This is a genomic window from Dactylosporangium sp. NPDC050588, from assembly GCF_040654975.1.
Lineage (GTDB): Bacteria > Actinomycetota > Actinomycetes > Mycobacteriales > Micromonosporaceae > Dactylosporangium > Dactylosporangium maewongense.
This window is the reverse complement of the sequence record NZ_JBFAJA010000078.1, coordinates 33,710-55,467: the sequence shown is the minus strand read 5'-3', so window position 1 is coordinate 55,467 and position 21,758 is coordinate 33,710. Positions and strand designations below refer to the sequence as shown.

Below are 21,758 nucleotides of genomic sequence, written 5' to 3'. Positions count from 1 at the left end.
ATGACCCGCCGTGGCCCGCCCCTGATGTTCGACCGGTGTGACGTTCTGCGAGGACAACGGGATCGGGCACGTGCTGCGGGTCCTGCGGGCGCTGCCGCCGCCGGCCGCCCGTGCCCGGGTGGCGTCGATGAGAGGCGCGCTCAGCCCGTGTAGAGGACCGCGTCGACCTCGATGTCGAATCCGACGAGCGGCACCGGGATCGTCGTGCGGACCGGTAGGTCGTCAGGGCCGAAGAACTCGGCGTAGATCGTGTTCATCGCCGGGAAGTCGGTGAAGTCCCGCAGGTACACGCCGACCCGGACGGCCTGGTCGAGTGACGCCCCGCAGGCGGCGGCGACGGCGGCCAGGTTCCGGAAGGCGGCCCGGGCCTGCTCCTCGAACGGGCCGGTTACCCGCGTCCCGTCCGGCAGTGCCGGGATGGCCCCGGCGAGGTAGACGGTGTCACCGGCGACGACGGCGTGCGAATACGGCCCGCCGGGTGGTGCGGCCTGGTCGGTCATGACGGTCCGCTTGGGCATGGTGGCAACCTTTCAGTGGTGGCGTGGGAACTGTTCGGCGAGGTCGTCAGGGCCGACGAGTGGGGTGTTCAGCAGCGCGCGCAGCCCGTCGGCGCGCGCCGACAGCGCCGAGCGCTGGGCGGCTGTCAGCGGCACCCAGGGCGGCGGGTCGGCGGGCAGCCGGGCGGGCAGCAGCCGGCCCGCGACGTAGGTGGCCTCGTTGACGAGCCGGACGGGGGACGTGCGCCGCTGCTGGTGGGCGTCGACGACGGTGAACGGCTCGTCGCGGACGTCCCACACGGCGAGGTCCGCGGGCGCGCCGACGGTGAGGGTCCCGCCGGGCAGGCCGAGGGCGGCGGCGGGACGGCTCGTCGCCGCGGCCACCACCTCGGCGAGGGGAAGGCCGGCGGCGAGGAGTTTCGCCATCGTCGTCGGCAGGTCGAACACCGGGCCGTACAGCGACCGCGCGTGCAGGTCCGAGGAGACGCTGAACGGTTCGAGCCCCGCGGCGAGCTGCGCCTCGAGGACGTCGAACGCGAACCCGCCCGAGCCGTGCCCGACGTCGAACCGAACACCACGTCGATGGGCGTCCACAAGGGACGGACGTACCACAGCGTCCCCTGCGGCGATGGCACTGGCGCAGTGGGTGACGAGGTCGCCGGGGCGCAGCAGGTCGAGGACCTCGTCGACGGAGGGCGGGCCGGCGCCGATGTGCGCCATCAGCGGCACCCCGCACGCGTCGGCGACCCGCAGGCCCCGGCGGAGCGGCTCGATGCCGTTGCGACCGACGGTCTCCCGGTCGATGCGCACCTTGATGCCGGCGACGAGGTCGCGGTTGGCGGTGACGGTCTCGATGGCGAGGTCGACGTCGCACGAGTTGATGTCCTTGCTCTCGCCGGTGCGGCCGGTGAGGCCGACGGCGGAGATGTTGAGCAGCACGGGCACCCGCACGGTCATCCCGCGCACCGCCTGTCGTAGCCCGTCCAAGGTGTACGCCCCGGCCGAGCCTGCGTCGACCCATGTGGTCACCCCGGAGTACCAGGCGACGGGGTCGGGGTCGATGCCCCAGTAGGTGGCGCCGGGATGGACGTGGGTGTGCAGGTCGATCAGGCCGGGGGTGACGAGCTGGCCGCGGGCGTCGACGACCGTGCGGGCGCCGTCGCGAGGCAGGTCCGGCCCGATCGCGGCGATCCGTCCATCGTGGACGGCGACGTCGAAGGTGCCGGAGGGTTCGAGCAGAGTGCCGCCGGTCAGCAGGAGGTCACTCGCCATCGGTGGCCATCGCCTCGTTGATCGTCAGCCGGTAGAGCGTGGTGGGGCGGCCCTTCGGGGTGGCCTGGGCGCTGCCTTCGGCGGTGACGAGGTTGTGCTCGCCGAGCTTGCGGATGAGCCGCCGTCCGCTGGGGTCGGTGATGCCCAGCGAGCTGGCCAGGTCGCTGGGGGAGATCGGTCGGCCGTTGAGGGTGCGGTCGAGCGCGGCGAGCCGTGACAGTGTCGCCGGGCTCAGGCCGATGCCGCGGGCGAGGCTCTCGAGGCCGTCGCTGTGGCCGCGGTACGTGAACGTGAGCGGCGTCCCGGCGCTGCCCATCGGCCCGATGACGACGCCGCTGTCCTCGACGAGGTACGCGACCGGCGAACCGTCCTGCTCGGCGCGGGCGGCGGCCCGTTCGGCGAGGGCGACGCACGTGCGGGCGCTGGCGCCGACCCCGAACCCGGCGACGACCCGCACGCCGAGGGTCTCCTGGGCGCGGGCGAGGACCGGCAGGCTCACCCAGTTGCCGGTGAGGGTCTCGAACAGCGCCCGGTGCGCGAAGACGACGACGCCGCGCCGGTCGCGGTTCTCGATCCAGCCGTCGGCGAGCTCGGGAGTGTTGAGCAGCAGGTTCATCAGACCGATGCGGGCCCGGTCGAGGTTGGGGGAGTGGTTGGCGATGAGGAACACCCCGGCGGCGAACCGCAGCTCGCTGGCCCGTTTCGACTGGATGCGCAGCGCCAGCTCGTGCAGCTCGGCGCGGAGTGTGGCGAGGCCGGTGATGCCGCTGAGGACGGGCAGCTCGCCGTCGAGGGCGGCCATCACGCCGGTGCGGACGCTGATCGTGTACGCGCTGCCGGACCTGGCCCGGAACGCGCGGTGGAACTCGACGATCTCCTCGACGGACTGTTCGGGTTCGAACGGCAGGCATGCGACGTCGGCGCGGTTGAGGCCGAGGGCGTGGGCGACGTCGTCGACGGTCTCCTGGGTGAACGTGTCGATGCTGACCGGGGTCGCCGGCAGTCCGCGGATGAGCGCCCGGCACCAGGCGAGCGCCAGGTCGAGCCCGGCGGAGCGGGTGATGGCGACGGTCAGCCCGTCGGGGAGCACGTCGCGGCATCTGGCATAGGGCACCGGGCCGAGCAGCAGGCCGTCGACGGTGCGGCGCTCCAGCAACGCGCGGACGCCGGCCCGGATCTGGCCCTCGTGCTCGTAGACCACCCATTCGAGGGCGACGCCCGTCAGCGTGCGGGCCGCGTCCTCGAACAGGCCGCGGTGGCTCGCGTGCACGACGAGCCCGATCACCATCGGCACCGGCACTGGCGGGTCCTTCCGTTATGCTCCGGCGCTATACGAGCCGGTTCGTAAGTAGCTCGTTGAAGCTTGCGGGTTCCGGGCCGAAGAATCAAGCGGGAGATCTCATGAGCGGCGAACTGCTGGACTGGCGCACCAAGGGATTCTGGCAGCCCGACCCGGTGCCGATCGGCGACTTCCTGGCGGCCCGGCCGGGGTTGTTCGACGGCGCGTTCACGTGGCCGCTGCTGGTGGCCCGGAAGTCGGCGCTGGAGCACAACGTGCGCACCATGGCCGACTTCTGCGCCGCGCACGGCCTCGCCTTCGCCCCGCACGCCAAGACCCACATGGCCCCGTCGCTGCTGCGGGCGCAGCTCGCCGCCGGGGCGTGGGCACTGACGGCGGCCACCGCCAGCCAGGTCCTCGCGCTGCGCAACCTCGGCTCGACCCGGGTCGTCGTGGCCGGTCAGCTGCTCGACCGCCGCGTTCTGGAGTGGCTGGCGCGGGAGCGCGAGGCCGGCTTCGAGGTGATCTTCCAGGTCGACTCCGCGGTCGGTGTGCGAGCCGCCGCCGGACTGCCGCTGCCGGTCCTCGTGGAGCTCGGGCACCCCGGCGGCCGTACCGGCTGCCGCGGCCGGGACGAGCTCCTGGCGGTCGCGGCCGCCGTCGAGGCCGACCCAGCGCTGCGCCTCGCCGGGGTGGCCGGCTACGAGGGCACCCAGCCTGGCGCCGAGGGTGTGTCCGGCTTCCTCGATGACCTGCGGGCGGCCGTCCATGCGCTGTCCAGGGTCGGGCTGCTCGGCCCGGAGGTGCTGGTCGCGACCGGTGGCAGCGCCTGGTTCGACCTGGTCGCGGCCCGCCTCGGCGCCGGCGCACGGTGGCCCGCGGGCCACCGTGTCACCACGGTGCTGCGCAGCGGCGCGTACCTGTCCCACGACGAGGGCTTCTACCGCGAACGGACCCCGTTCAACCGGGTCGCCGGCGAGCTGCGCCCGGCGCTGACGCTGTGGGCGCAGGTCCTTTCCGCACCCGAGCCGGGGCTGGCGATCCTGGGCGCCGGCAAGCGTGACGTCTCCTTCGACGAGGGGCTGCCGATCCCGCGCGACGGCCGGCTGACGGTCACGAAGGTCAACGACCACCACCTGTTCCTCGCCGACCCGGACGGTCTGCTGCGCCCCGGTGACCTGGTGGAGCTGGGCATCTCGCACCCGTGCACCGCCTTCGACAAGTGGCGGGCGATCCCGGTCGTCGACGATGACGGCACGGTAACGGATGTCCTGCGGACGCATTTCTGAGCGCCGACCTATTGACGCGGAGGTGACCGGCGTCTCAGGCTAGGGGCCAGTTCAACGAACCATATACGAACCAGGTCCGTAAGCGCCACCCCTCAAGGGAGCCCACATGAGATTTCGCGCAACGGCGCTCGCCGGTCTCCTCTCGGCCGGTCTGGTCGCCGGGCTGACCGGTTGCGCGCCGTCGACCACCCCCGCGCAGAACGACGGCGCCGACAAGCAGACCGGCGCCCTGCGGGTGTGGCTGTTCGACGAGCCCAACCGCGCGCCCAAGGAGAAGATCGTCAACGACGCCGTCGCCGAGTTCAAGGCCGCGCACAAGGACGTGACGGTCGAGGTCACCTACATCGCGGTCAACACCCGCAGCGAACGGTTCAAGGGCGCCTTCAACGACCCGGCCAGCGCGCCCGACATGGTGGAGTTCGGCAACACCGACCTGCCCGAGTACGTCGCCGCCGGCGGCCTCGCCGAGGTCGGCAAGGACGCCGAAGGGCTGGACCTCGGCGCCGACCTGAAGAACAGCGCCACCATCGACGGCAAGCTCTACGGCGTGCCGTGGTACGTCGGGGTGCGCGCCCTCTACTACCGCACCGACGTGTTCACCGAGCTCGGCCTCGCCCCGCCGACCTCGCAGGCGGAGCTCGTCGCCGCCGCCAAGCAGATCCGGGCCAAGAAGCCGGAGCTGTTCGGCCTCGCAGTCGGCGGCAAGTACACCTTCGGCGCGCTGCCGTTCGTGTGGGACGCGGGCGGCGACCTCGCCACGAAGTCCGGCACCGGCTACACCGCCACCATCAACTCGCCCCAGTCGCGGGCCGGGGTGAAGGCCTACACCGACCTCATCAAGGCCGACAACTGCCCGCCGCAGCAGTGCGCCGACCTCACCGGCGGCAAGACGGTGGAGCTGTTCGCCAGCGGCAAGGCCGGCATGGCGATCCTCGGCAACTTCAACCGGGCCGCCGTGGAGGCCGGTGCGGCGAAGGGCAAGTACGCGGTCGTGCCGCTGCCCGGCACCAAGCCCGGGTCGGTCGCGCCCGCGTTCGCCGGCGGCAACAACCTCGGCGTCATGAAGAGCACCCAGCGGCGCACCCTCGCGGCCGAGTTCATGAAGCTGCTCGCGAGCAAGAAGTACCAGGAGCAGATGTACACCGCGATGGGCAACCTGCCGACGCTCACCTCGGCCCGCGCCGAGCTGGCCGGCAAGGAACCGTTCCTCAAGCCGTTCATGGACACCATCGCGGCCGGCACGAAGTTCGTCCCGCTGCACCCGGGCTGGGGCAAGATCGACGCGCAGGCGGTCGTACCGACGATGCTGGAGAAGATCGTGACCGGCAAGGCGACGGTCGAGCAGGCGACCGACGAGGCGGCGACCGCGATGAACGCGGCCTTCAAGTGACAGTGATCCCGCTGGACGAGACGGGCCGGTCCAAGCCGGCCCGCCGCTCGTCCGCACCCGGCGGGCCGGTGGACGGTCGCGGCGGGCGCCCGGCCACCGGCCCGTCCGGCCGCGCACGGCGCACCCCGTGGTGGATGCTGGTCCCGGCCGCCGCGGTGCTGATCCCGCTGTTCGTCTACCCGATCTACCAGCTCGGCCTGCTGTCGGTGCTGGACTTCCGGCAGGCGCAGGTGAGCGGCGGGCAGCCGACCCGCTTCGTCGGCGCCGGCAACTACGCGGAACTGTTCGGCGCCGAACGGTTCTGGTCGGTGCTGCTCGCCACCATCGGCTTCGCGGCCGCCTGCGTCGTGGCGACCCTCGCCGTCGGCGCCGCGCTCGCGGTGCTGCTGACCCGGGTCGGGCGGTGGCCGCGGACGCTGCTGTCGGTCGCGGCGCTGTCGGCGTGGGCCGCGCCCGCGGTCACCGGGTCCACCGTGTGGATGTTCCTCTTCGACGCCAACCTCGGCCTCGTCAACCAGGTCCTCGGCCTCGCCGGTCACAACTGGATGTACGACCGTTACAGCGCCTTCGGCCTCATCGGCGCCGTCGTCGTGTGGCACTCGTTCCCGTTCGTCATGGTCACCCTGTACGCCGGGATCAAGGCCATCCCCGACGCCACCCTCGAGGCGGCCCAGCTCGACGGCGCCGGCGCCTGGCAGCAGTTCTGGCGGATCATCGTGCCGATCCTGCGGCCGCTGCTCACCATCGTCGTCATCCAGTCGATCATCTGGGACTTCAAGGTGTTCACCCAGATCTACGTGATGACCGGCGGTGGCGGGATCGCCGGGCAGAACCTCACCCTCAACGTCTACGCCTACCAGCAGGCGTTCGCCGCGTCCGAATACGGCCTCGGCTCGGCCATCGGCGTGGTCATGATGGTCATCCTGCTCGCGGTGACGCTCGCTTACCTGCGGGCGCTGCGCAGGAGCGGAGAACCGCTGTGAGAAAGCACCTCCTCAACGGGATCGCGGTCATCGTCGCCCTCGTCACGATCTTCCCGATCTACTGGATGCTGCTGTCGGCGGTCAAACCGCCCGGCGAGATCCAGTCGCTGCACCAGCGGCCGTGGACGCTCGCGCCGTCGCTGGACAGCTTCCGGCGCGTCCTCGGCGTCGAGAGCTTCGGCCGGTACTTCCTCAACAGCCTCGTCGTCGCCCTCGTCGTGGTCGCCCTGTCGGCGCTCGTCGCGTTCCTCGCCGCGGTGGTGCTCACCAAGTACCACTTCAAGTTCCGCACGACGATCCTGGTCATGTTCCTCGTCGCGCAGATGGTGCCGATCGAGGCGCTGACCATCCCGCTGTTCTTCCTCGTCCGCGACGTCGGCACCGTCGTGCCGGGGGTCGGGCTCAACACGCTCGGCTCGCTGGTGCTGGTGCACACCGCGTTCACGCTGCCGTTCGCGATCTGGATGCTGCGCGGGTTCGTCGCCGCCGTCCCCGACGAGCTCGAGGAGGCCGCCGTCATCGACGGCGCCAGCCGCTTCACCGTCCTGTGGCGGATCCTGTTCCCGCTGGTCGCGCCGGGTCTCGCGGCGACGAGCGTGTTCTCGTTCATCACCGCCTGGAACGACTTCCTGTTCGCCCGGACCTTCATCATCAGCGCCACCGAGAACCAGACGCTGCCGATGGCGCTGCTGGTGTTCTTCAAACCCGACGAGAACGACTGGGGTGGCATCATGGCCGCGTCCGTGCTGATGACCGTGCCGGTGCTGCTGTTCTTCCTGTTGGTCCGGCGCCGTCTCGTGGCCGGTCTCGGCGGGGCGGTGAAAGGATGATCCCCCGTCCGTCCACAGTGGAACCCGGCCGCGGCGAGCTTCGCCTCACCCCCGCGACGACCCTTTCCGCCGCCCCCGGGCTCGAGCGGGCCGCGGCCTGGCTGCGCGCCACGATCGGCCCGGCCACCGGCTGTTTCCTGCCGCCCGGCGACGACATCCGGTTGTCCGTCGACGGTTCACTGCCCGACGAGGGCTATCGCCTGCGCATCACCGCGGACGGTGTCGACCTCACCGGCGGCACGCCTGCCGGGGTCTTCCATGGTCTGCAGAGCCTTCTGCAGGTCCTGCCGCCCGAGGTGTACCGCCGGGCGCCGGTCACCGGCGTCGACTGGCTGCTGCCCGCCGTGACCGTCGACGATGCGCCGCGGTGGCCGTGGCGCGGGTGCATGCTCGACGTCGCCCGGCACTTCATGCCGAAAGCCGACGTGCTGCGGTTCGTCGACCTGCTGTCGGTGCACAAGCTGAACGTGCTGCATCTGCACCTCACCGACGACCAGGGGTGGCGCCTGCCGATTCCCGGCTACCCGCGCCTCGTCGAGATCGCGACGTGGCGGCACGGCACGATGCGCGGGTCGCGGCAGCACGGCGTCGTCGACGACCGCCCGCACGGCGGCTACTACACCGCCGACGACCTGCGCGAGATCGTCGCCTACGCCGCCGACCGGCACATCACGGTTGTGCCGGAGGTCGACCTGCCGGGCCACATGCAGGCGGCCGTGGCCGCATACCCGCAGCTCGGCAACGGCCTCGCCGATGTGGGCGTGCGGACCGGCTGGGGCATCTCACCGCACGTGCTCAACGTGTCCGACGCCGCCCTCGACTTCTGCCGTGCCGTGATCGACGAGCTGTGCGCGATCTTCCCCGGGCGGTACATCGGCATCGGCGGCGACGAGTGCCCCAAGGACGAGTGGAAGGCGAGCCCCGCGGCCCAGGACCGGATGCGGGAGCTCGGGCTGCCCGACGAAACGGCACTGCAGGCGTGGTTCGTCGGCCAGGTCGCCGGCCACATCGCCGGCCACGGCCGGACGGTGCACGGGTGGGACGAGATCCTCGAAGGCGGCGCCCCCGGCGGTGCACTGATCGCCGCGTGGCGCGGCCCGGAAGCGGCCGTCCGCGCGGTCCGCGCGGGCCACCACGTCGTCTCCTGCCCAGACATGTGGACCTACCTCGACTACCGCCAGTCCGACGCGCCCGACGAACCGATCCCCGTCGGCACGCGGCTGTCCGTCGCCGACGTGTACACCTTCGACCCGGTCCCGCCGGGCCTCACCCTGGCCGAGGCGGGGCTGGTGCTCGGCGCGCAGTGCAACGTGTGGACCGAGCACCTCCCGTCCGCCCGCGCGGTCGACTACGCGACGTTCCCGCGGCTGGCCTCCTTCGCCGAGGTGATGTGGTCCGGCCCGGCCGACGGCTTCACCTCCAGGCTGGCGTCGCACCTCGACCGGCTCGACGCGCTCGGCGTCGAGTACCGCCCGCCGGGCGGCCCGCACCCGTGGCAGCGCCGCCCCGACGCGCAGGGCTTCCCGAAGACCCGCGCCCAGCGGGAGGAGGAGATCCGCGCGATGTTGGGTGCCCCGTTCATGCGGTGATCAGGTCGGCCATGCCGAAGGTGTGCTTGTGACGGATGTCCTTGGCGGCGGCGCGGACGGCGGGAAGCCGCAGCGCGGGCCGCTCGCTGCCGTCAGTTCGACGGTGCCATCGGGCTCGGAGTGCGCCGTCCGTTCGCCCTCCACCATGCAGCGTAGGTGCCGTCCCAAGGGAGGGGGTCCCTCCGCACGCCGTCGGAGCGGTACGTGCGCCGGGTGGGGAAGACCGTGACCTCCATCTCCGCCTCGGCCTCCCGGGAGGCGAGCCGCACCTCGTCGAAGGTGTCGTCCACCGGGACGATCGGCCGGCCGCTCATGACGACGTGGATGTGGTCGAAGACGCCGTGTTCGAACGAGTCGAACACGGTGATCGTCAAGAAGCAGGCGCCGAGCGGGTTGGGCGGATCGGGTTTCTCGCGGGCGACCGCCCACTCCGCGATCGTGTGACCCGCCCCCCATTCGAACGGGGCTACCTCTCCCGGTCGCAGGAGGCGCTCCCTTTTTGCGGCGGTCGCCCCCACGAACTGGGCCCCTTCGTCGAGTCGCACCCGTGCCGTGGTCGTGCCCTCGTTGATCAGTACGCCCCTGGTCTGGAACCACATGAGCTGTGCCCGCGCTCCATCTCGTGCGAAGAGATGCGCCGGCGAGGCCGTCTCGGCCCGCCCCGCAGAACGTTGGTCGAGCAGTCGCGGTTCGTTCCCGTACGGCATCCGGTCGCGCGTCGCGTCGATCAACGGGGGCCATTGCGGCGCCTCGAACAGCGCGACGACGAGGGGCGCCCGCTCGTCCGTCCTGGCGCGTGCCGCTTCCCGGACCGCCGCCGTCGCGGCCTTGAGGACCTCCTGGGCGAGGGTGACCTGCTCGTCGGCGGCTTTCGACTGAGCCGCACTGATCTCGACCTGCTTCTGCAACTCCGGCAACTGCCTGGCGGCGGTCCGGGCCGCCCCGCGCGCCGCGCGAGCGGCCGAGGCGCCGGCGATCGCCGCGGCGACCGCACCGATGCTCGAGATGATCTGCAGCCACCCGGCCAGCGTCAGACGATCGACGCCGGCCGCCAGCGCGTCCCACAAAGCCCGCACGTCAAGGCCTACTTTCCACGGAAGCTCACCCTTGTGGCCGGGTCCGTGCCGGGCTCGGCCGCTCACCGGTCGACGTGCGACCTGCCCCGCCAGGGAAGGTATAAGCACGTGATGCCGAGGCGACGGCCGCGGCCCGGCGCGCTGGTCGCGCTCCGTGCCATGGGTGCCGTGCCGGGTGAGGAGGATGAGCCGTGGGGTGGTCGAGGCGTGCGGTCCGTCGCCGTTCACGATTTGCCGACGACTGGTGCGAGGTGAGCGGTCACAATTCAATGCTGGTCCGGCCTCGCAGTTCAATCTGGCGTCAACTCGGATCGCTTTCCAGGCTGAGTCACCGCAGTGGTCGCCGTCCCAGTTCGGAAGCTGTTGGATGAGTTGTGCTGAGAAATTGTTATATTCCCGAGGTCTCTTGAGTCGCAATTTATGGTGCGGAAAGTTACATGCTTCCCTTGCCTGGTGGCAGCGGCAGATATGGATGCCCACTTGAATGGCCGGCGTATTTCTGACAGTGTCGGCGCCTCGCTGTTAGCGCTAACAACGACATCTTCAGGAGCGATCGACGCGGAACGGCATCGACGACCGGAAAGGCAAGGCATGACACAGGAGCAGAAGGAACTGGTGCACTCGGAGCGACGGTTGCTGAGCCGGAGAACCGTGCTGACCACCGTGGGGGCCGTGCCGGTCCTCACGGTCGCGGCGTCGGTGCTGCGGGCGACGGAGGCCGCGGCGGCGACGGCGAACATCAATCCGTCCTCGCCGCGGCAGACGATCCGGGGCTTCGGCGGCATGGCGCACGCGGCGTGGATCGGCGACCTCACCGCCGCCCAGCGGACCACGGCGTTCGGTGGCGGCGACGGCCAGCTGGGGTTTTCCGTGCTGCGGATCCCCGTCGGGGAGAACCAGGCGGACTGGAGCCGCGACCTGGCGACGGCGAAACGCGCCGTCGAGCTCGGCGCGACCGTCATCGCCTCGCCCTGGAACCCGCCCGCGAGCATGATCGAAACCTTCACCCGCGGCAGCCAGACCAACGCGAAGCGCCTGCGGTACAGCTCCTACGGCGCCTACGCACAGCACCTGAACGACTTCACCACCTACATGCGCAACAACGGAGTCAACCTGTACGGCATCTCGGTGCAGAACGAGCCTGATTACGCGACCGACTGGACGTGGTGGACCTCCGCCGAAATCGTCCGGTTCCTGCGGGAGAACGCCGGCTCGATCGGAACCAGGGTCATCGCCCCCGAGTCGTTCCAGTACGTGAAGTCGATGTCGGACCCGATCCTCAACGACGCCACGGCGCTGGCCAATGTGGACATCATCGGGGCCCACCTCTACGGCACGTCGTATGCGAACTTCCCGTACCCGCTGTTCAAGCAGAAGGGCGCGGGCAAGGAACTGTGGATGACCGAGGTCTACTACCCGAACAGCTCCGATTCGGGTGACCTCTGGCCGCAGGCCCTCGACGTGGGGGAGCACATCCACCACGCCATGGTCGACGCCGAGTTCCAGGCGTACATCTGGTGGACGATCCGCCGCAGTTACGGGCCGATGCGGGAGGACGGCCAGATCAGCAAGCGCGGCGCGATGATGGCGCAGTTCGCCAGGTTCGTGCGTCCGGGCTATGTGCGGGTCGACGCGACGGCGAACCCGGCGACGAACGTGTACGTCTCGGCGTACCGGGGCGGCAACACCGTGGTGATCGTCGCGGTCAACAAGAACACCTCGTCGGTGAGCCAGCAGTTCACCCTGGCGGGCACCACCGCGTCCGGCAGCGTCGCCAGCTGGCTGACCGACGCGAGCCGCAACGTCGCGCCGCAGAGCGCGCAGACGATGGCGAACGGCTCGGTCACCGTCACGCTTCCCGCCCGCAGCGTGACGACGTTCGTGACCAGCGTGAGCGGCACGCCGCCGACCAGCCCGTCGCCGAGCATCACGCTCTCTCCCACGCCCAGCCAGTCTCCCACCGGTGGCTCGGGTCCCCGGGTCGCGTACACGATGAACACCTGGAGCTCCGGGTTCACGGCCAGCATCAGCATCACCAACACCGGCTCCGCGACGATCGACGGCTGGACGCTCCGCTTCACCCTGCCTTCAGGGCAGGCCATCACCTCGGGCTGGAACGCCACCTTCGCACCGTCCACCGGCCAGGTGAGCGCCACCAACGTCAGCTACAACGGGACCCTCGCGCCAGGGGCCACCGTCGACATCGGCTTCCAGGCCACCCACACCGGGAACACCGCCGAACCGGCCGCCTTCACCCTCAACGGCATCCCCTGCATCGTGGTCTGACCGGTAGACGAAGCACCGTGCCGCGGCGGCCAGGATCAGCGACAGGCGAGGGGGAGACATCCCGGACAACGCACCGCGTCGATACGTCGCCGGGATGCCCCGAAGCACCCGTCAGTGGTTGGCGGTGGAGCCGAGCAGGCCGCGGATCCGGGTGGCGAGCCGGTCGAAGCGCGGGTCGGACATGACGGCGCCTACTCGCGCTCCGCCGGCAGGTCCACCTCGAACTCCTCCTCGATGCGCCCCGGCCGGGGCTCATCACCACGACCCGGGTGCCGAGGAACACCGCCTCGGCGATCGAGTGCGTCACCAGCAGCACGGTCGTCGACGTCTCCCGCCAGATGCGGTTGACCTCGGCGCGGGGCATGCCGAGCATCTCCGCCTGCAGCAGGACTCGATCCCGGCCGGGATCACCGCGATCCAGCAGCTGGGCGGGGCCAACAACTTCCGCAACCCGTTCCGGATCACCGTCGACCCGTTGACCAACGCCGTGCTGGTCGCCGACTACGGCCCGGACGCCCGCGCCGCCGACGCCAACCGCGGCCCCGAGGGCACCGTCGAGTTCGACCGGGTCACCTCGGCCAGCAACTACGGCTGGCCCTACTGCATCGGCAACAACACCCCGTTCAACGACTACAACTTCGCCACCAGCACGGCCGGGGCGAAGTTCAACTGCGCGGCGCCGGTGAACAACTCGCCGAACAACGCCGGCGCCGGCGACGGGCACGGTGAACCTCACCAACCCCGGCACCACGTTCAACCTGTACCTGGTGTTCAAGAACCCGGCGACACCACCGCCGGCGGGCACCTACCTGATGTCGATCGACTGGCTGCGGTTCAACGGCGCGGGCGTCAAGCAGGAGACCGGGGCCGGCGTCACCGGCACCGCGACCCCGGCCACCGGCGGCCCGCGGACCGTGTCCTTCAGCGCGGTCGCCACCCCACCGGCGGGCCGCACCATCGCGAAGTACGAGTGGGACTTCGGTGACAACGCGGCGGTGTTCACCAGTACCACCACCGCGACGACCACCCACGCGTACAACCGGGTCGGCACGTTCACGGCCCGGCTGACCATCACGGACAGCGCGGGCGCCCCGCACGCGACCATGGTGACGGTCACCGTCACGTAGCACGGTTCCACCCACCGCCGGCGGCTCGGCCAGGGCCGCCGGCGGTGTCCGTGCGCAGCTGGACGAGCAGTTCACAACGATCGCTGACCAGGGTTTTGTAAACCTTCTTTGGAGATATTGACTCGGTATCGGGGCGCTGCGACGGTACTCGGCATGATGACCCGCCGCACCCTGTTCGCCGCGTTCGCCGCCGCCGGTGGTGCCCTCGCCCTGCCACGGCCGTCGGTTGCCGCGGTCACGGACCCGGTCGCCGACGAGTACCACCGGCTGCTGCTCGTGCACACCCGCTGGGTGCAGCAGCAGTGGGACCCGGCGACCGGCGCCTACCGGGCCGCCGACTTCCGGTTCGCCGCTGTCCTCGGCAACGCCGTCCTGCTGACCAGCGACGGCTACGACGCCGACCTCGCCGGCGTCGACGCGGCCACCCTGCGCACCCGGACCCTCGCCACGATCACCCGGTTCGCCGCGACGAACAAGCTCGCCGGCGGCGCCGACTGGGGGCAGCGGCTGTTCTGGGACTCGACGTTCGAGCTGTACTTCGTGCTCGCCGCGCGGCTGCTGTGGGCGGACCTGGACGCGACCACCCGCGCGAACGTGGACAAGATCGCCCGTGGGCAGGCCGCGTACGCGTACGGGCTGGGCACCGGCAACGACCCGCTCAGCGGCTCCTGGTCGCCGAACGGCAGCACCGGCGGGTACGTCGGCGACACCAAGCTCGAGGAGATGGGCGTCTACGCCCAGGCCATCGCGCCCGGCCTGGCGTGGGCGCCCACCGGCGACGCCGACGCGGCCCGCTGGCAGGAGCGGTTCGTGTTCTGGGCGGCCAACTCCAGCGGCCTGCCCGCGGCCGACCGGGCCAACCCGGCCGTGGTCGACGGCCGCGCGGTCAGCGCCTGGAACGTCGCCCGCAACCTGCACGACACGTTCATCGTGGAGAACCACAACTCGGCGAACCCGCACTACCAGGCCGAGCTGTGGCGGACCGCGGGGCGCTCGGCCGCGCACTTCCTCGCCGCCGGCCGGCCGCTGCCGCAGGTGCTGACCCGCCAGCCCAACGGCCGCGAGCTGTGGGCGACGCTGCGCCTGCTGGCCAGCGACGCGGGCGAGCCGGTGATGCCGATGGTCGCCGACCGGTACCACCTGTATGGCCGCGACGTGCTGCCGCTGGCGTTCCTCGCGCAGGTCCAGGGCGACCCGCACGCCGCCCGCGCCGAGGCCGACCTCGCCGCGCGGCTGATGCCGTACCTGCAGTACGCGCCGCAGTACCGGCTCACGAAATTCAGCGGCGAGGAGAAGTACGAGCCGGAGGCCCGGGCCGAGCTCGCCATCGCCTACCTGTTCCACCGCTGGCGCAGCACCCCGGTGCAGCCGGTGACGTCCGCCGAGTTCTTCGCCGCGGCCGCCGGTACCCGCGACTTCGGCCCAGCGGTCGGGCTGACCGCGCACCAGAGCGCCACGGGCTTCGCCGCCGCGGTCACCAAGCCGGGCCAGGTCAAGTTCCTGTGGCAGCCGGGCCACGACAACTGGTTGATCGACACCCGGGCGCCCGCGTTCCTGCCCGCCCAGACGGCGGCGCCGCTGCGGCAGTCGACCGTCGCGTACACCACCGCCCGCGACGGCGTCGAATCCACCGCCACCGTGCTGCAGACCGCCGCCGGCTGGGCCGGCTACGCCACGCTGCCGACCGGCACCGTCGTCTACACCGGACCGGGCACCGCCACGCTGACCCTGTTCAACCTGTCGATGCCCGGGGTGCCCGGCCTCGACGGCAGCCGCACGTTCACCGGCCCGTCCGGCAGCGTGACCCCGCCGACCGGCGTCGGAGACGGCGGCACCGACCGGCTGACGTTCACCGCCCGCACCGCCCGGCACGTGCGGTTCCTCGGCCGGGCCGCCGCCACCCAGTACGGCTACTCGCTATTCGCGTTCGAGGCGTTCGGCACGGCCGGCACCGACCTGGCCCGCGGCCGCACCGTCACCGCGTCCTCGGCCGACCCGGCCTACCCCGCCACGAACGCCGTCGACGGCAACGCCGGCACCCGCTGGGCCGTCGCCCGCGAGGAGCGCGGCCGCGCCGACAGCTGGCTCGCCGTCGACCTCGGCAGCAACGTCCAGCTCACCGGCGTGACGCTGACGTGGGAGGCCGCGTACGCCACGTCGTTCCTCGTGCAGACCTCCACCGACGGCGCCACGTGGAGCACCGCCGTCACCGCACCCGACGCCACACTCGGCGCGTGGGCCGGGATCGACGGCCGGGCCGGGGTCGTCGCGCACGGCGCCGCCGGCCCGATCACCGCCTCCCCGACCCTGGTCAGCATCCCGGCCGCGACCCTCGTCGAGGGCTACACCGGCACGGGCACCGACCTGGCCGCGGCCGCCGCCCGGCGACTGCCGACCGGCGGGCCGTCGACGCTGCGGCTCAGCGACGCCGACGGGTACCTCACCCTGCTCAACCTGTCCACGACCGCGGTCGACAACGCGGTGCTGACCCTGACCCGCGCGGACCGGCTGTACCGGGGGCTGTCCGTGGTCCGCGCCGACGGCCGGCTGGACCTGACCGCGTCCGTGCCGGCCGCCGGCGGCGCCGTGCGACCCACCCGGTTCACGGTGACCGGCACCGCGCCGGCCGGCACCCGGTTCAACGTCGCCGACTCGCACCACCTCACCGTCACCGCCCCGGCCGGCGCGGCCGTCGACGTCCGGCTCGCCGCCGGCGGATGGTCCACGCAGGCTCAGGTACCGGCCGGCGCGACCCGCAGCTACACCGCCACGTTCGGCGGGCCGGTCACCCCGGCGACCGACCTGGCCCGCGGCCGCACCACGTTCCCGACCTCGCCGCTGCCGGCCGGCATGGGCGAACCGTCCCGGGCCGTCGACGGTGACCCGGCCACGTCCTGGCGGCCCGGCCCCAACGGGCGGATGGTCGTCGACCTCGGCACCGCCCGGACCGTGACCGCCGTGTCGCTGACGTGGACGACCGGCACCGCACCCGCCGCCCGCATCGAAACGTCCACGGACGGGGTGACCTACGCGACGCTCGGCGGGTCGGTGTCCGCCCGCTACGTCGCCGTCGCGGTGCCGGCGTGGCGCACCGGCGACCCCGATCTGGTGCACCTGTCGGTGACGTGACGCCGCACGGGTCTACGCCGGCGCCCGCGACCCGCGCGCGGGGCGAGCCCCTGGGCGAAGTGGCTTGGAGGGTTCCCAGACGGTCCTGCAGTTCCCGGCCATCGTGTTCACGAAGTGACCCGGCTGGGAGCTGCGCAGCCTCATCGGGACGGTGCGTGTGCCCTCGGTTCTCCGCCGGTTCGTCGTTCTACGTGAGCGGAAGGTGCTCAAGCGTTCCCAGATCGTTGGGACTCTGCCCGACGTGCGGATGCCACAGCACGTTGATCCGTCGGCGCGCATCGTCGGACAGGGCGATCCGATCGGTCGGACCATCGCAGGCGGCCTGAGGACAAGTCTCTGTCTCGCGTTCGTCGGTCGCTTCTTGTTGGATCTTTTCGGCAGTCTTGAAAACCTTGGCTCGTATGCCAAGCGGGATCGATTGCTCGTCGTAGAACTCATGGCTAAATCGGTCCGGTACGCGAGAGCCGTAGATGAGTAGGATGCCGTGCTCGTACCTCCGATCTCCCGCGTCCAGGAAGGCGCTTAGGGTCTCCAAATCCTTGCGGGGTCCGTACTTCACGAAGCCCGGCAGTGACTTGATCTCAACCACGACGGCGTTGCCATACGGGTCCCCGGGTACGTGCCATACCAGGTCCGGCTGATGGTTCCCCTTTTCGATCACTGAGTGCAATCCACTCTTGTTGAGCTCGCCTGATGCGACGAAGTGTGGTGAGCCGGCCGCTTTGCCAACGCTTTCGCTCAGCACGCGGATCTGGTGGTACAGCTCGTAGCAGTACACCCGTTCCCGGTAGGCGGTCTGGGTCTCCGTTACACCATGGCTGGAGTACGGAAGCAAAAACCACGGGTCTTTGACTCGCCGGGCCGCTCGATCTAGCAGTTGCCGGAAGCCTTTGACGGCCTGTTGCCTATCAACATGAGGCATACGTCTGTTGTACCGCCTCTGGAAGCTTTGTCAATATATGTCTGGTCATGCGCCGGAGCCTGCAGCCGTCGTGGGACTGGGCGCAACCCGTGACCGCAAGCAATCCGATACCCAGAAGATCCGGCTCCGATGTGGTCGTGGCCGTCGAGTTCGATGAGCTCGAAGCCGGCCTGACGCAGCTCGTCGGGGCGGTTGGGGATGTTGCGGGCGATGGCGGCTCCGCCCACGAAGTCGTACATGCGGCGGTCCGGTTCGCGGTCGCGTGATTTCGAGCTGCGCCCGTTCGTGGTCACCTGCGAGCGGACAGGTCGCACGGGAGGGCGCCGTGAGACGAGACATTCGGCCCTCGATGAGGACCGAGCCAGGGCGATTCCCCCGCCGGGGGCCGCCTTGCCGGCAGAAGGCGACCTGAAGCGAATCGTAAGCGGCCCTCGGCAGAGTGACCCCTGTCAGCAGCGATCACCACGACCCATCCGGGAGAGCCTCCGATGCGCAAGCTCATCAACTCCACCTACCTCACCCTCGACGGCGTCATCGAGAACCCGATGTGGACGTCGCCCTACTTCGCCGAGGAAGCGGCCGAGGTGGCCACCGAGGTCACCAACGGCGCGGACGCGCTGCTCATGGGCCGCGCCACCTACGACGGCTTCTCGCAGGCCTGGCCGGCGATGGACGAGAACGATCCCACCACCGGCGCCGCGTTCTTCAACAACGTGAAGAAGTACGTGGCATCGACCACGCTGAAGGACCCCTCCTGGAGGAACACCGAGGTGCTGGAAGGGGACCTGGTCGAGGCGGTCGCGAAGCTCAAGGAGCAGGACGGCGGGAACATCGTGCAGTACGGCTACGGCGCGGTCACCGCGCAGCTGGTCACGGCCGGCCTGGTCGACGAGGTGAAGTTCTGGATCCACCCGGTCATCGTGGGCGCAGGCAGCTTCTCCAGCGTGCTGAGCGATGTCAAGGCCACGTTCGAACTCATCGACACCCGGGTCTTCACCAACGGTGTCATCGTCGCGACCTACCGGCCGAAGGCCACCGCCTGAGCGAGGCTGAGTTTGGCGCCCTCGGCCACCAGCTCGTCGAAGCGTTCCTGGCCGAGCGCGGCAACCGCCCGTCGCGCCGCCCGGTCGAGCTCGTCCTGCTCGGCCGGGGCGGCCGGGGCGAAGTTCTGCTCGCGGACGGTGGCCGCGGCACCCAGCAGCCGGGCCGCCACGGCCGGCTCGGCCACCGTGGCCATGCCCTCGACAGCGCCGATGCCGTCGCGAGTGGAGCCGATGGCGCTCTCGTACGCCTCCATGTGCAGTGCCCAGGCGGCCGCCGGGTCGCCCTGCAGCTCCCGCGCGTAGGCCAGCTCGACCAGGATCATCGGCAGGTACGGCGGCGGGCTCGGCTCGATCCGGCCCTGGTCGGCGATGCGGGTCAGGTGGGTGACGGCCTGGTCGAGGCGGCCCGCGCGGCGGGCCGCGATGCCGAGGCTCAGCTCGGCGAACACCACCGCGGTGGGCGCGCCCTGCTCTACGGCCAGCCGGTAGGCGCGTTCGGCCAGCTCCCGCGCCGTCTCGTGGTCCCGGCGCTGGACCGCCAGCCAGGCCAGCCACGACAGTTTCGCGCCGACCTGCGGCGACAGCGCGAGCTCGGTCGCCCAGCGCAGCCCTTCCCGGTGCAGGGCGGCGGCCCGTTCGTGCTGGCCGCGGAACTCCGCCAGCCCGCCGAGCCAGTCGCTGGCCCGCAGCCGCCCCCACCGGTCGCCGAGCTCGGCGAACAGCGCGTCGCTGCGCGTCGCGGTCGCCTCCAGTGCGGACAGGTCACCGGCGGCGTGCGCGAGCATCGCCCGCGACGCCAGCACCGCCGCCTCGGTCCACGCGTCGTCGTACTGCTCCGGCAGCAGCTCTGCGGCGAGCGCCAGGTCACCGCGGTCCATCACGGCGTCCGCCACGAACCAGGCCGACCGTCCGGCCGGGTCCAGGGCGAGCACGTCCCGTACGTTCTCGGGCACCCGCTCGCCCTGCAGCAGCGCCAGCCCGAGCCGCCAGGGCGCGGCGAGGCGCTCCTCGTCGGCCGTGCCGGTCAGCGCCAGGGCGGCGCGGGCCTCGCTGAGCCGCCCCCGCAGCACCCAGTACCAGGTGAGCGCCAGCGCCATCCGCAGGCCGCCGCCGTGCGTGAGCGCGGCCTGCAGGTTGGCCCGCTCGGCGTCCAGGATCGCGAGCCACCGCTGCTGCTCGGGGCCGCGCAACAGCGGGTCGGCGTGCTCGGCGACGGAGCGGAAGTAGCTGGTGTGCCGGCTGCGGACCGTGGCGGCGTCGGTGAGCTGCGCGGCGCCGAACTCCGCGATCGACTCCAGCAGCCGGTACCGCGGCCCCGGCTCGGCCACCACCAGCGACCGTTCCACGAGCCGGTCCACGGCGTCCAGGCCGGCGTCGCACACCTGTTCGGCGGCCTCGGGTGTACAGCCGTCGCGGAAGACCGACAGCCGGGCCAGCACCGCACGGTCCTGCGGGTCCAGCAGGTCCCAGCTCCATGCGATCACCGCGGTGAGGGTCCGCTGCCGTTCCGGCACGTCCCGCTGCCGGGTGGTGAGCAGCTCGAAGCGGTCGTCCAGGCGGTCCACGACGCCCTGGACGCCGAGCGCGCGCACCCGGGTCGCGGCCAGTTCGAGGGCCAGGGGCAGGCCGTCCAGCCGGCGGCACAGCTGCGCCACCGCGGGTGCGGTCTGCTCGTCGAGCCGGAACCCGCGGTGCTGCGCGGCCGCGCGCGCCGAGAACAGCCGGGCCGCGGCCGAGCGCCGCACCGCGTCGACGTCGGCCGGGTCGCCCGGCAGCGCAAGCGGGCCCACCTCCCAGACCTGTTCGCCGGTCAGCAGCAGCGGCTCCCGGCTGGTGGCCAGCACGCGTACCCCGGGCGCGTCGCGCAGCAGCCGCCCGGCCAGCGCGGCGGCCGCCGCGATCACGTGCTCGCAGTTGTCCAGCACCAGCAGCATCTCGCGGTGCCGCAGCGCCGTCACCAGCCGGTCGGTGGCGGACCCGGTGGTGCCCGGCGCCTCGTGCAGGCCGAGCACCCCGAGGACCTGCTCCGCCACCCGCGGGTCCGCCGGCGGCAGCGGCGCCAGCTCGACCAGGTGCACGCCGTCCGGGTGGACCTGTTCGGCGGCGGCCGCCGCGGCGAGCCGGGTCTTGCCCACCCCGCCCGGCCCGACCAGGGTGAGCAGCCGGACGGCCGGGATCAGGGTCCGCAGCTCCGTGAGGGTTTCGGCCCGGCCGATCAACTCGTCCAGCTGGGCGGGCAGGCTGTTGCGGACGATCGCGGACTTCGGCGGTGCGGTGAGGGCCGGATCCTGCTCGAGGATCCGCCGGTACAGGGCGGCCAGTTCCGGTCCCGGGTCCAGGCCCAGCTCGTCGGCGAGCCGCTCCCGCAGCCCGGCGTAGCTGTCGAGGGCGTCGGCCTGCCGTCCCGCGGCGTACAGGGCGCGCATGTGCAGGACGCGCAGCCCTTCCCGCAGCGGGTGGAGCTCGACGAGCTCGGCCAGCCCCGCGGCGACCAGGTCGTGCTCGCCGCGGGCCAGCCGCGCCGCGGCGAGCCGCTCGTGCACGAGGAGGCGCTGCTCGGTGAGCCGGGTCGCCTCGGCGCGCGCGAACTCCTGGTCGGCCACGTCGGCGTAAGCCTGGCCGCGCCACAGCGCGAGCGCCGCGCCGAGCCGGTCGACGTCGGCGGCGTCGGCGAGCGCGGCGAACCGGTCGGCGTCGACGTCGTCGGCCCGCAGCCGGTAGCCCGGCGGCCGCGACTCGATCAGGTCACGCGCGCCCGGTTCGGCGTCGTTGAGCGCCTTCCGCAGCTGTGACACCCGCACCTGCAGCGCGCCGGCGGGGTTCGCGGGTGCGTCATCGCCCCACAGGTCCTCGATGAGCCGGTCGGCGGAGACCACCGTGTTGCGGTGCGCCAGCAGATCGGCCAGCAGCATGCGCACCTTGGCGCCGGGCACGACCACCGGCTCGCCGTCGGCGGTGGTGACGGCGAGCGGACCGAGGATCCCGAAGCGCACGACGGATCATCTTACGGCGGTAAGCCGACCGTAAGCGCGGGCCAGCACACTGC

16 protein-coding genes are annotated in these 21,758 nt (G+C 71.7%); 10 read left to right on the top strand and 6 right to left on the bottom strand.

Annotation, left to right across the window (positions count from 1 at the left end; all coding sequences use genetic code 11):
• Nucleotides 1-140: 140 nt before the first annotated feature.
• From AB0I21_RS42210 to AB0I21_RS42200, 3 genes are read right to left on the bottom strand one after another with little or no spacing between them, the layout of a single operon-like run.
• Nucleotides 141-518 carry a RidA family protein gene (locus AB0I21_RS42210; RefSeq protein ID WP_360569299.1) on the bottom strand — a complete coding sequence of 126 codons (378 nt, stop codon included), beginning with the start codon at nt 516-518 and terminating at the stop codon, nt 141-143.
• Nucleotides 519-530: 12 nt separating this feature from the next.
• Entirely contained in the window at nt 531-1,769 is a 1,239-nt protein-coding gene (locus AB0I21_RS42205) for an amidohydrolase/deacetylase family metallohydrolase (RefSeq protein ID WP_360569298.1), read from the bottom strand.
• Nucleotides 1,759-3,069: a transcriptional regulator gene (locus tag AB0I21_RS42200; protein ID WP_354896807.1), complete on the bottom strand. Its 1,311-nt coding sequence runs from the start codon at nt 3,067-3,069 to the stop codon at nt 1,759-1,761. The genes AB0I21_RS42205 and AB0I21_RS42200 overlap by 11 nt, the downstream gene beginning before the upstream one ends.
• Nucleotides 3,070-3,170: 101 nt before the next feature.
• Between AB0I21_RS42200 and AB0I21_RS42195 the strand changes: the two genes are divergently transcribed.
• The 5 genes from AB0I21_RS42195 (at nt 3,171) to AB0I21_RS42175 (ending at nt 9,129) form a co-directional block, all read left to right on the top strand.
• The gene (locus tag AB0I21_RS42195; protein WP_360569297.1) at nt 3,171-4,337 is read left to right on the top strand and encodes an alanine racemase; all 1,167 of its coding nucleotides are present in this window, start codon (nt 3,171-3,173) and stop codon (nt 4,335-4,337) included.
• 106 nt (nt 4,338-4,443) lie between these two features.
• Nucleotides 4,444-5,727 (top strand): extracellular solute-binding protein, encoded by a 1,284-nt coding sequence (locus AB0I21_RS42190; RefSeq protein ID WP_360569296.1) that lies wholly within the window; start codon nt 4,444-4,446, stop codon nt 5,725-5,727.
• Nucleotides 5,724-6,710, top strand: coding sequence for a sugar ABC transporter permease (locus AB0I21_RS42185; protein ID WP_360569295.1), 987 nt, complete (start codon nt 5,724-5,726; stop codon nt 6,708-6,710). Before AB0I21_RS42190 ends, AB0I21_RS42185 begins: the two co-directional genes overlap by 4 nt.
• Complete coding sequence (locus AB0I21_RS42180; protein ID WP_360569294.1) at nt 6,707-7,540, top strand: carbohydrate ABC transporter permease; 834 nt, start codon at nt 6,707-6,709, stop codon at nt 7,538-7,540. Before AB0I21_RS42185 ends, AB0I21_RS42180 begins: the two co-directional genes overlap by 4 nt.
• Nucleotides 7,537-9,129, top strand: coding sequence for a beta-N-acetylhexosaminidase (locus tag AB0I21_RS42175; RefSeq protein WP_360569293.1), 1,593 nt, complete (start codon nt 7,537-7,539; stop codon nt 9,127-9,129). Before AB0I21_RS42180 ends, AB0I21_RS42175 begins: the two co-directional genes overlap by 4 nt.
• Nucleotides 9,130-9,221: 92 nt before the next feature.
• Here the strand turns inward: AB0I21_RS42175 and AB0I21_RS42170 are convergent, their stop codons facing one another.
• Nucleotides 9,222-10,196 carry a hypothetical protein gene (locus AB0I21_RS42170; RefSeq protein WP_360569292.1) on the bottom strand — a complete coding sequence of 325 codons (975 nt, stop codon included), beginning with the start codon at nt 10,194-10,196 and terminating at the stop codon, nt 9,222-9,224.
• A 600-nt stretch (nt 10,197-10,796) separates the two neighbouring features.
• Between AB0I21_RS42170 and AB0I21_RS42165 the strand changes: the two genes are divergently transcribed.
• From AB0I21_RS42165 to AB0I21_RS42155, 3 genes are all read left to right on the top strand, one after another.
• Nucleotides 10,797-12,491: a cellulose binding domain-containing protein gene (locus AB0I21_RS42165; protein WP_360569291.1), complete on the top strand. Its 1,695-nt coding sequence runs from the start codon at nt 10,797-10,799 to the stop codon at nt 12,489-12,491.
• Nucleotides 12,492-13,216: 725 nt separating this feature from the next.
• Nucleotides 13,217-13,618, top strand: a complete 402-nt coding sequence (locus tag AB0I21_RS42160) for a PKD domain-containing protein (protein ID WP_360569290.1) — start codon at nt 13,217-13,219, stop codon at nt 13,616-13,618.
• A gap of 153 nt (nt 13,619-13,771) precedes the next feature.
• Nucleotides 13,772-16,747, top strand: coding sequence for a discoidin domain-containing protein (locus tag AB0I21_RS42155; protein ID WP_360569289.1), 2,976 nt, complete (start codon nt 13,772-13,774; stop codon nt 16,745-16,747).
• A 187-nt stretch (nt 16,748-16,934) separates the two neighbouring features.
• On the opposite strand, the gene AB0I21_RS42150 is transcribed toward AB0I21_RS42155, so the two are convergent.
• Entirely contained in the window at nt 16,935-17,669 is a 735-nt protein-coding gene (locus tag AB0I21_RS42150) for a hypothetical protein (RefSeq protein WP_360569288.1), read from the bottom strand.
• Nucleotides 17,670-17,806: 137 nt separating this feature from the next.
• Here AB0I21_RS42150 and AB0I21_RS42145 point away from each other — a divergent pair, with 137 nt between their 5' ends.
• Both AB0I21_RS42145 and AB0I21_RS42140 read left to right on the top strand, forming a co-directional pair.
• Complete coding sequence (locus tag AB0I21_RS42145) at nt 17,807-17,935, top strand: hypothetical protein (protein ID WP_360569287.1); 129 nt, start codon at nt 17,807-17,809, stop codon at nt 17,933-17,935.
• A 222-nt stretch (nt 17,936-18,157) separates the two neighbouring features.
• Nucleotides 18,158-18,712: a dihydrofolate reductase family protein gene (locus AB0I21_RS42140; RefSeq protein ID WP_360569286.1), complete on the top strand. Its 555-nt coding sequence runs from the start codon at nt 18,158-18,160 to the stop codon at nt 18,710-18,712.
• Here AB0I21_RS42140 and AB0I21_RS42135 read toward each other — a convergent pair.
• Complete coding sequence (locus tag AB0I21_RS42135; protein ID WP_360569285.1) at nt 18,688-21,705, bottom strand: BTAD domain-containing putative transcriptional regulator; 3,018 nt, start codon at nt 21,703-21,705, stop codon at nt 18,688-18,690. The genes AB0I21_RS42140 and AB0I21_RS42135 overlap by 25 nt on opposite strands.
• Nucleotides 21,706-21,758 lie beyond the last annotated feature (53 nt).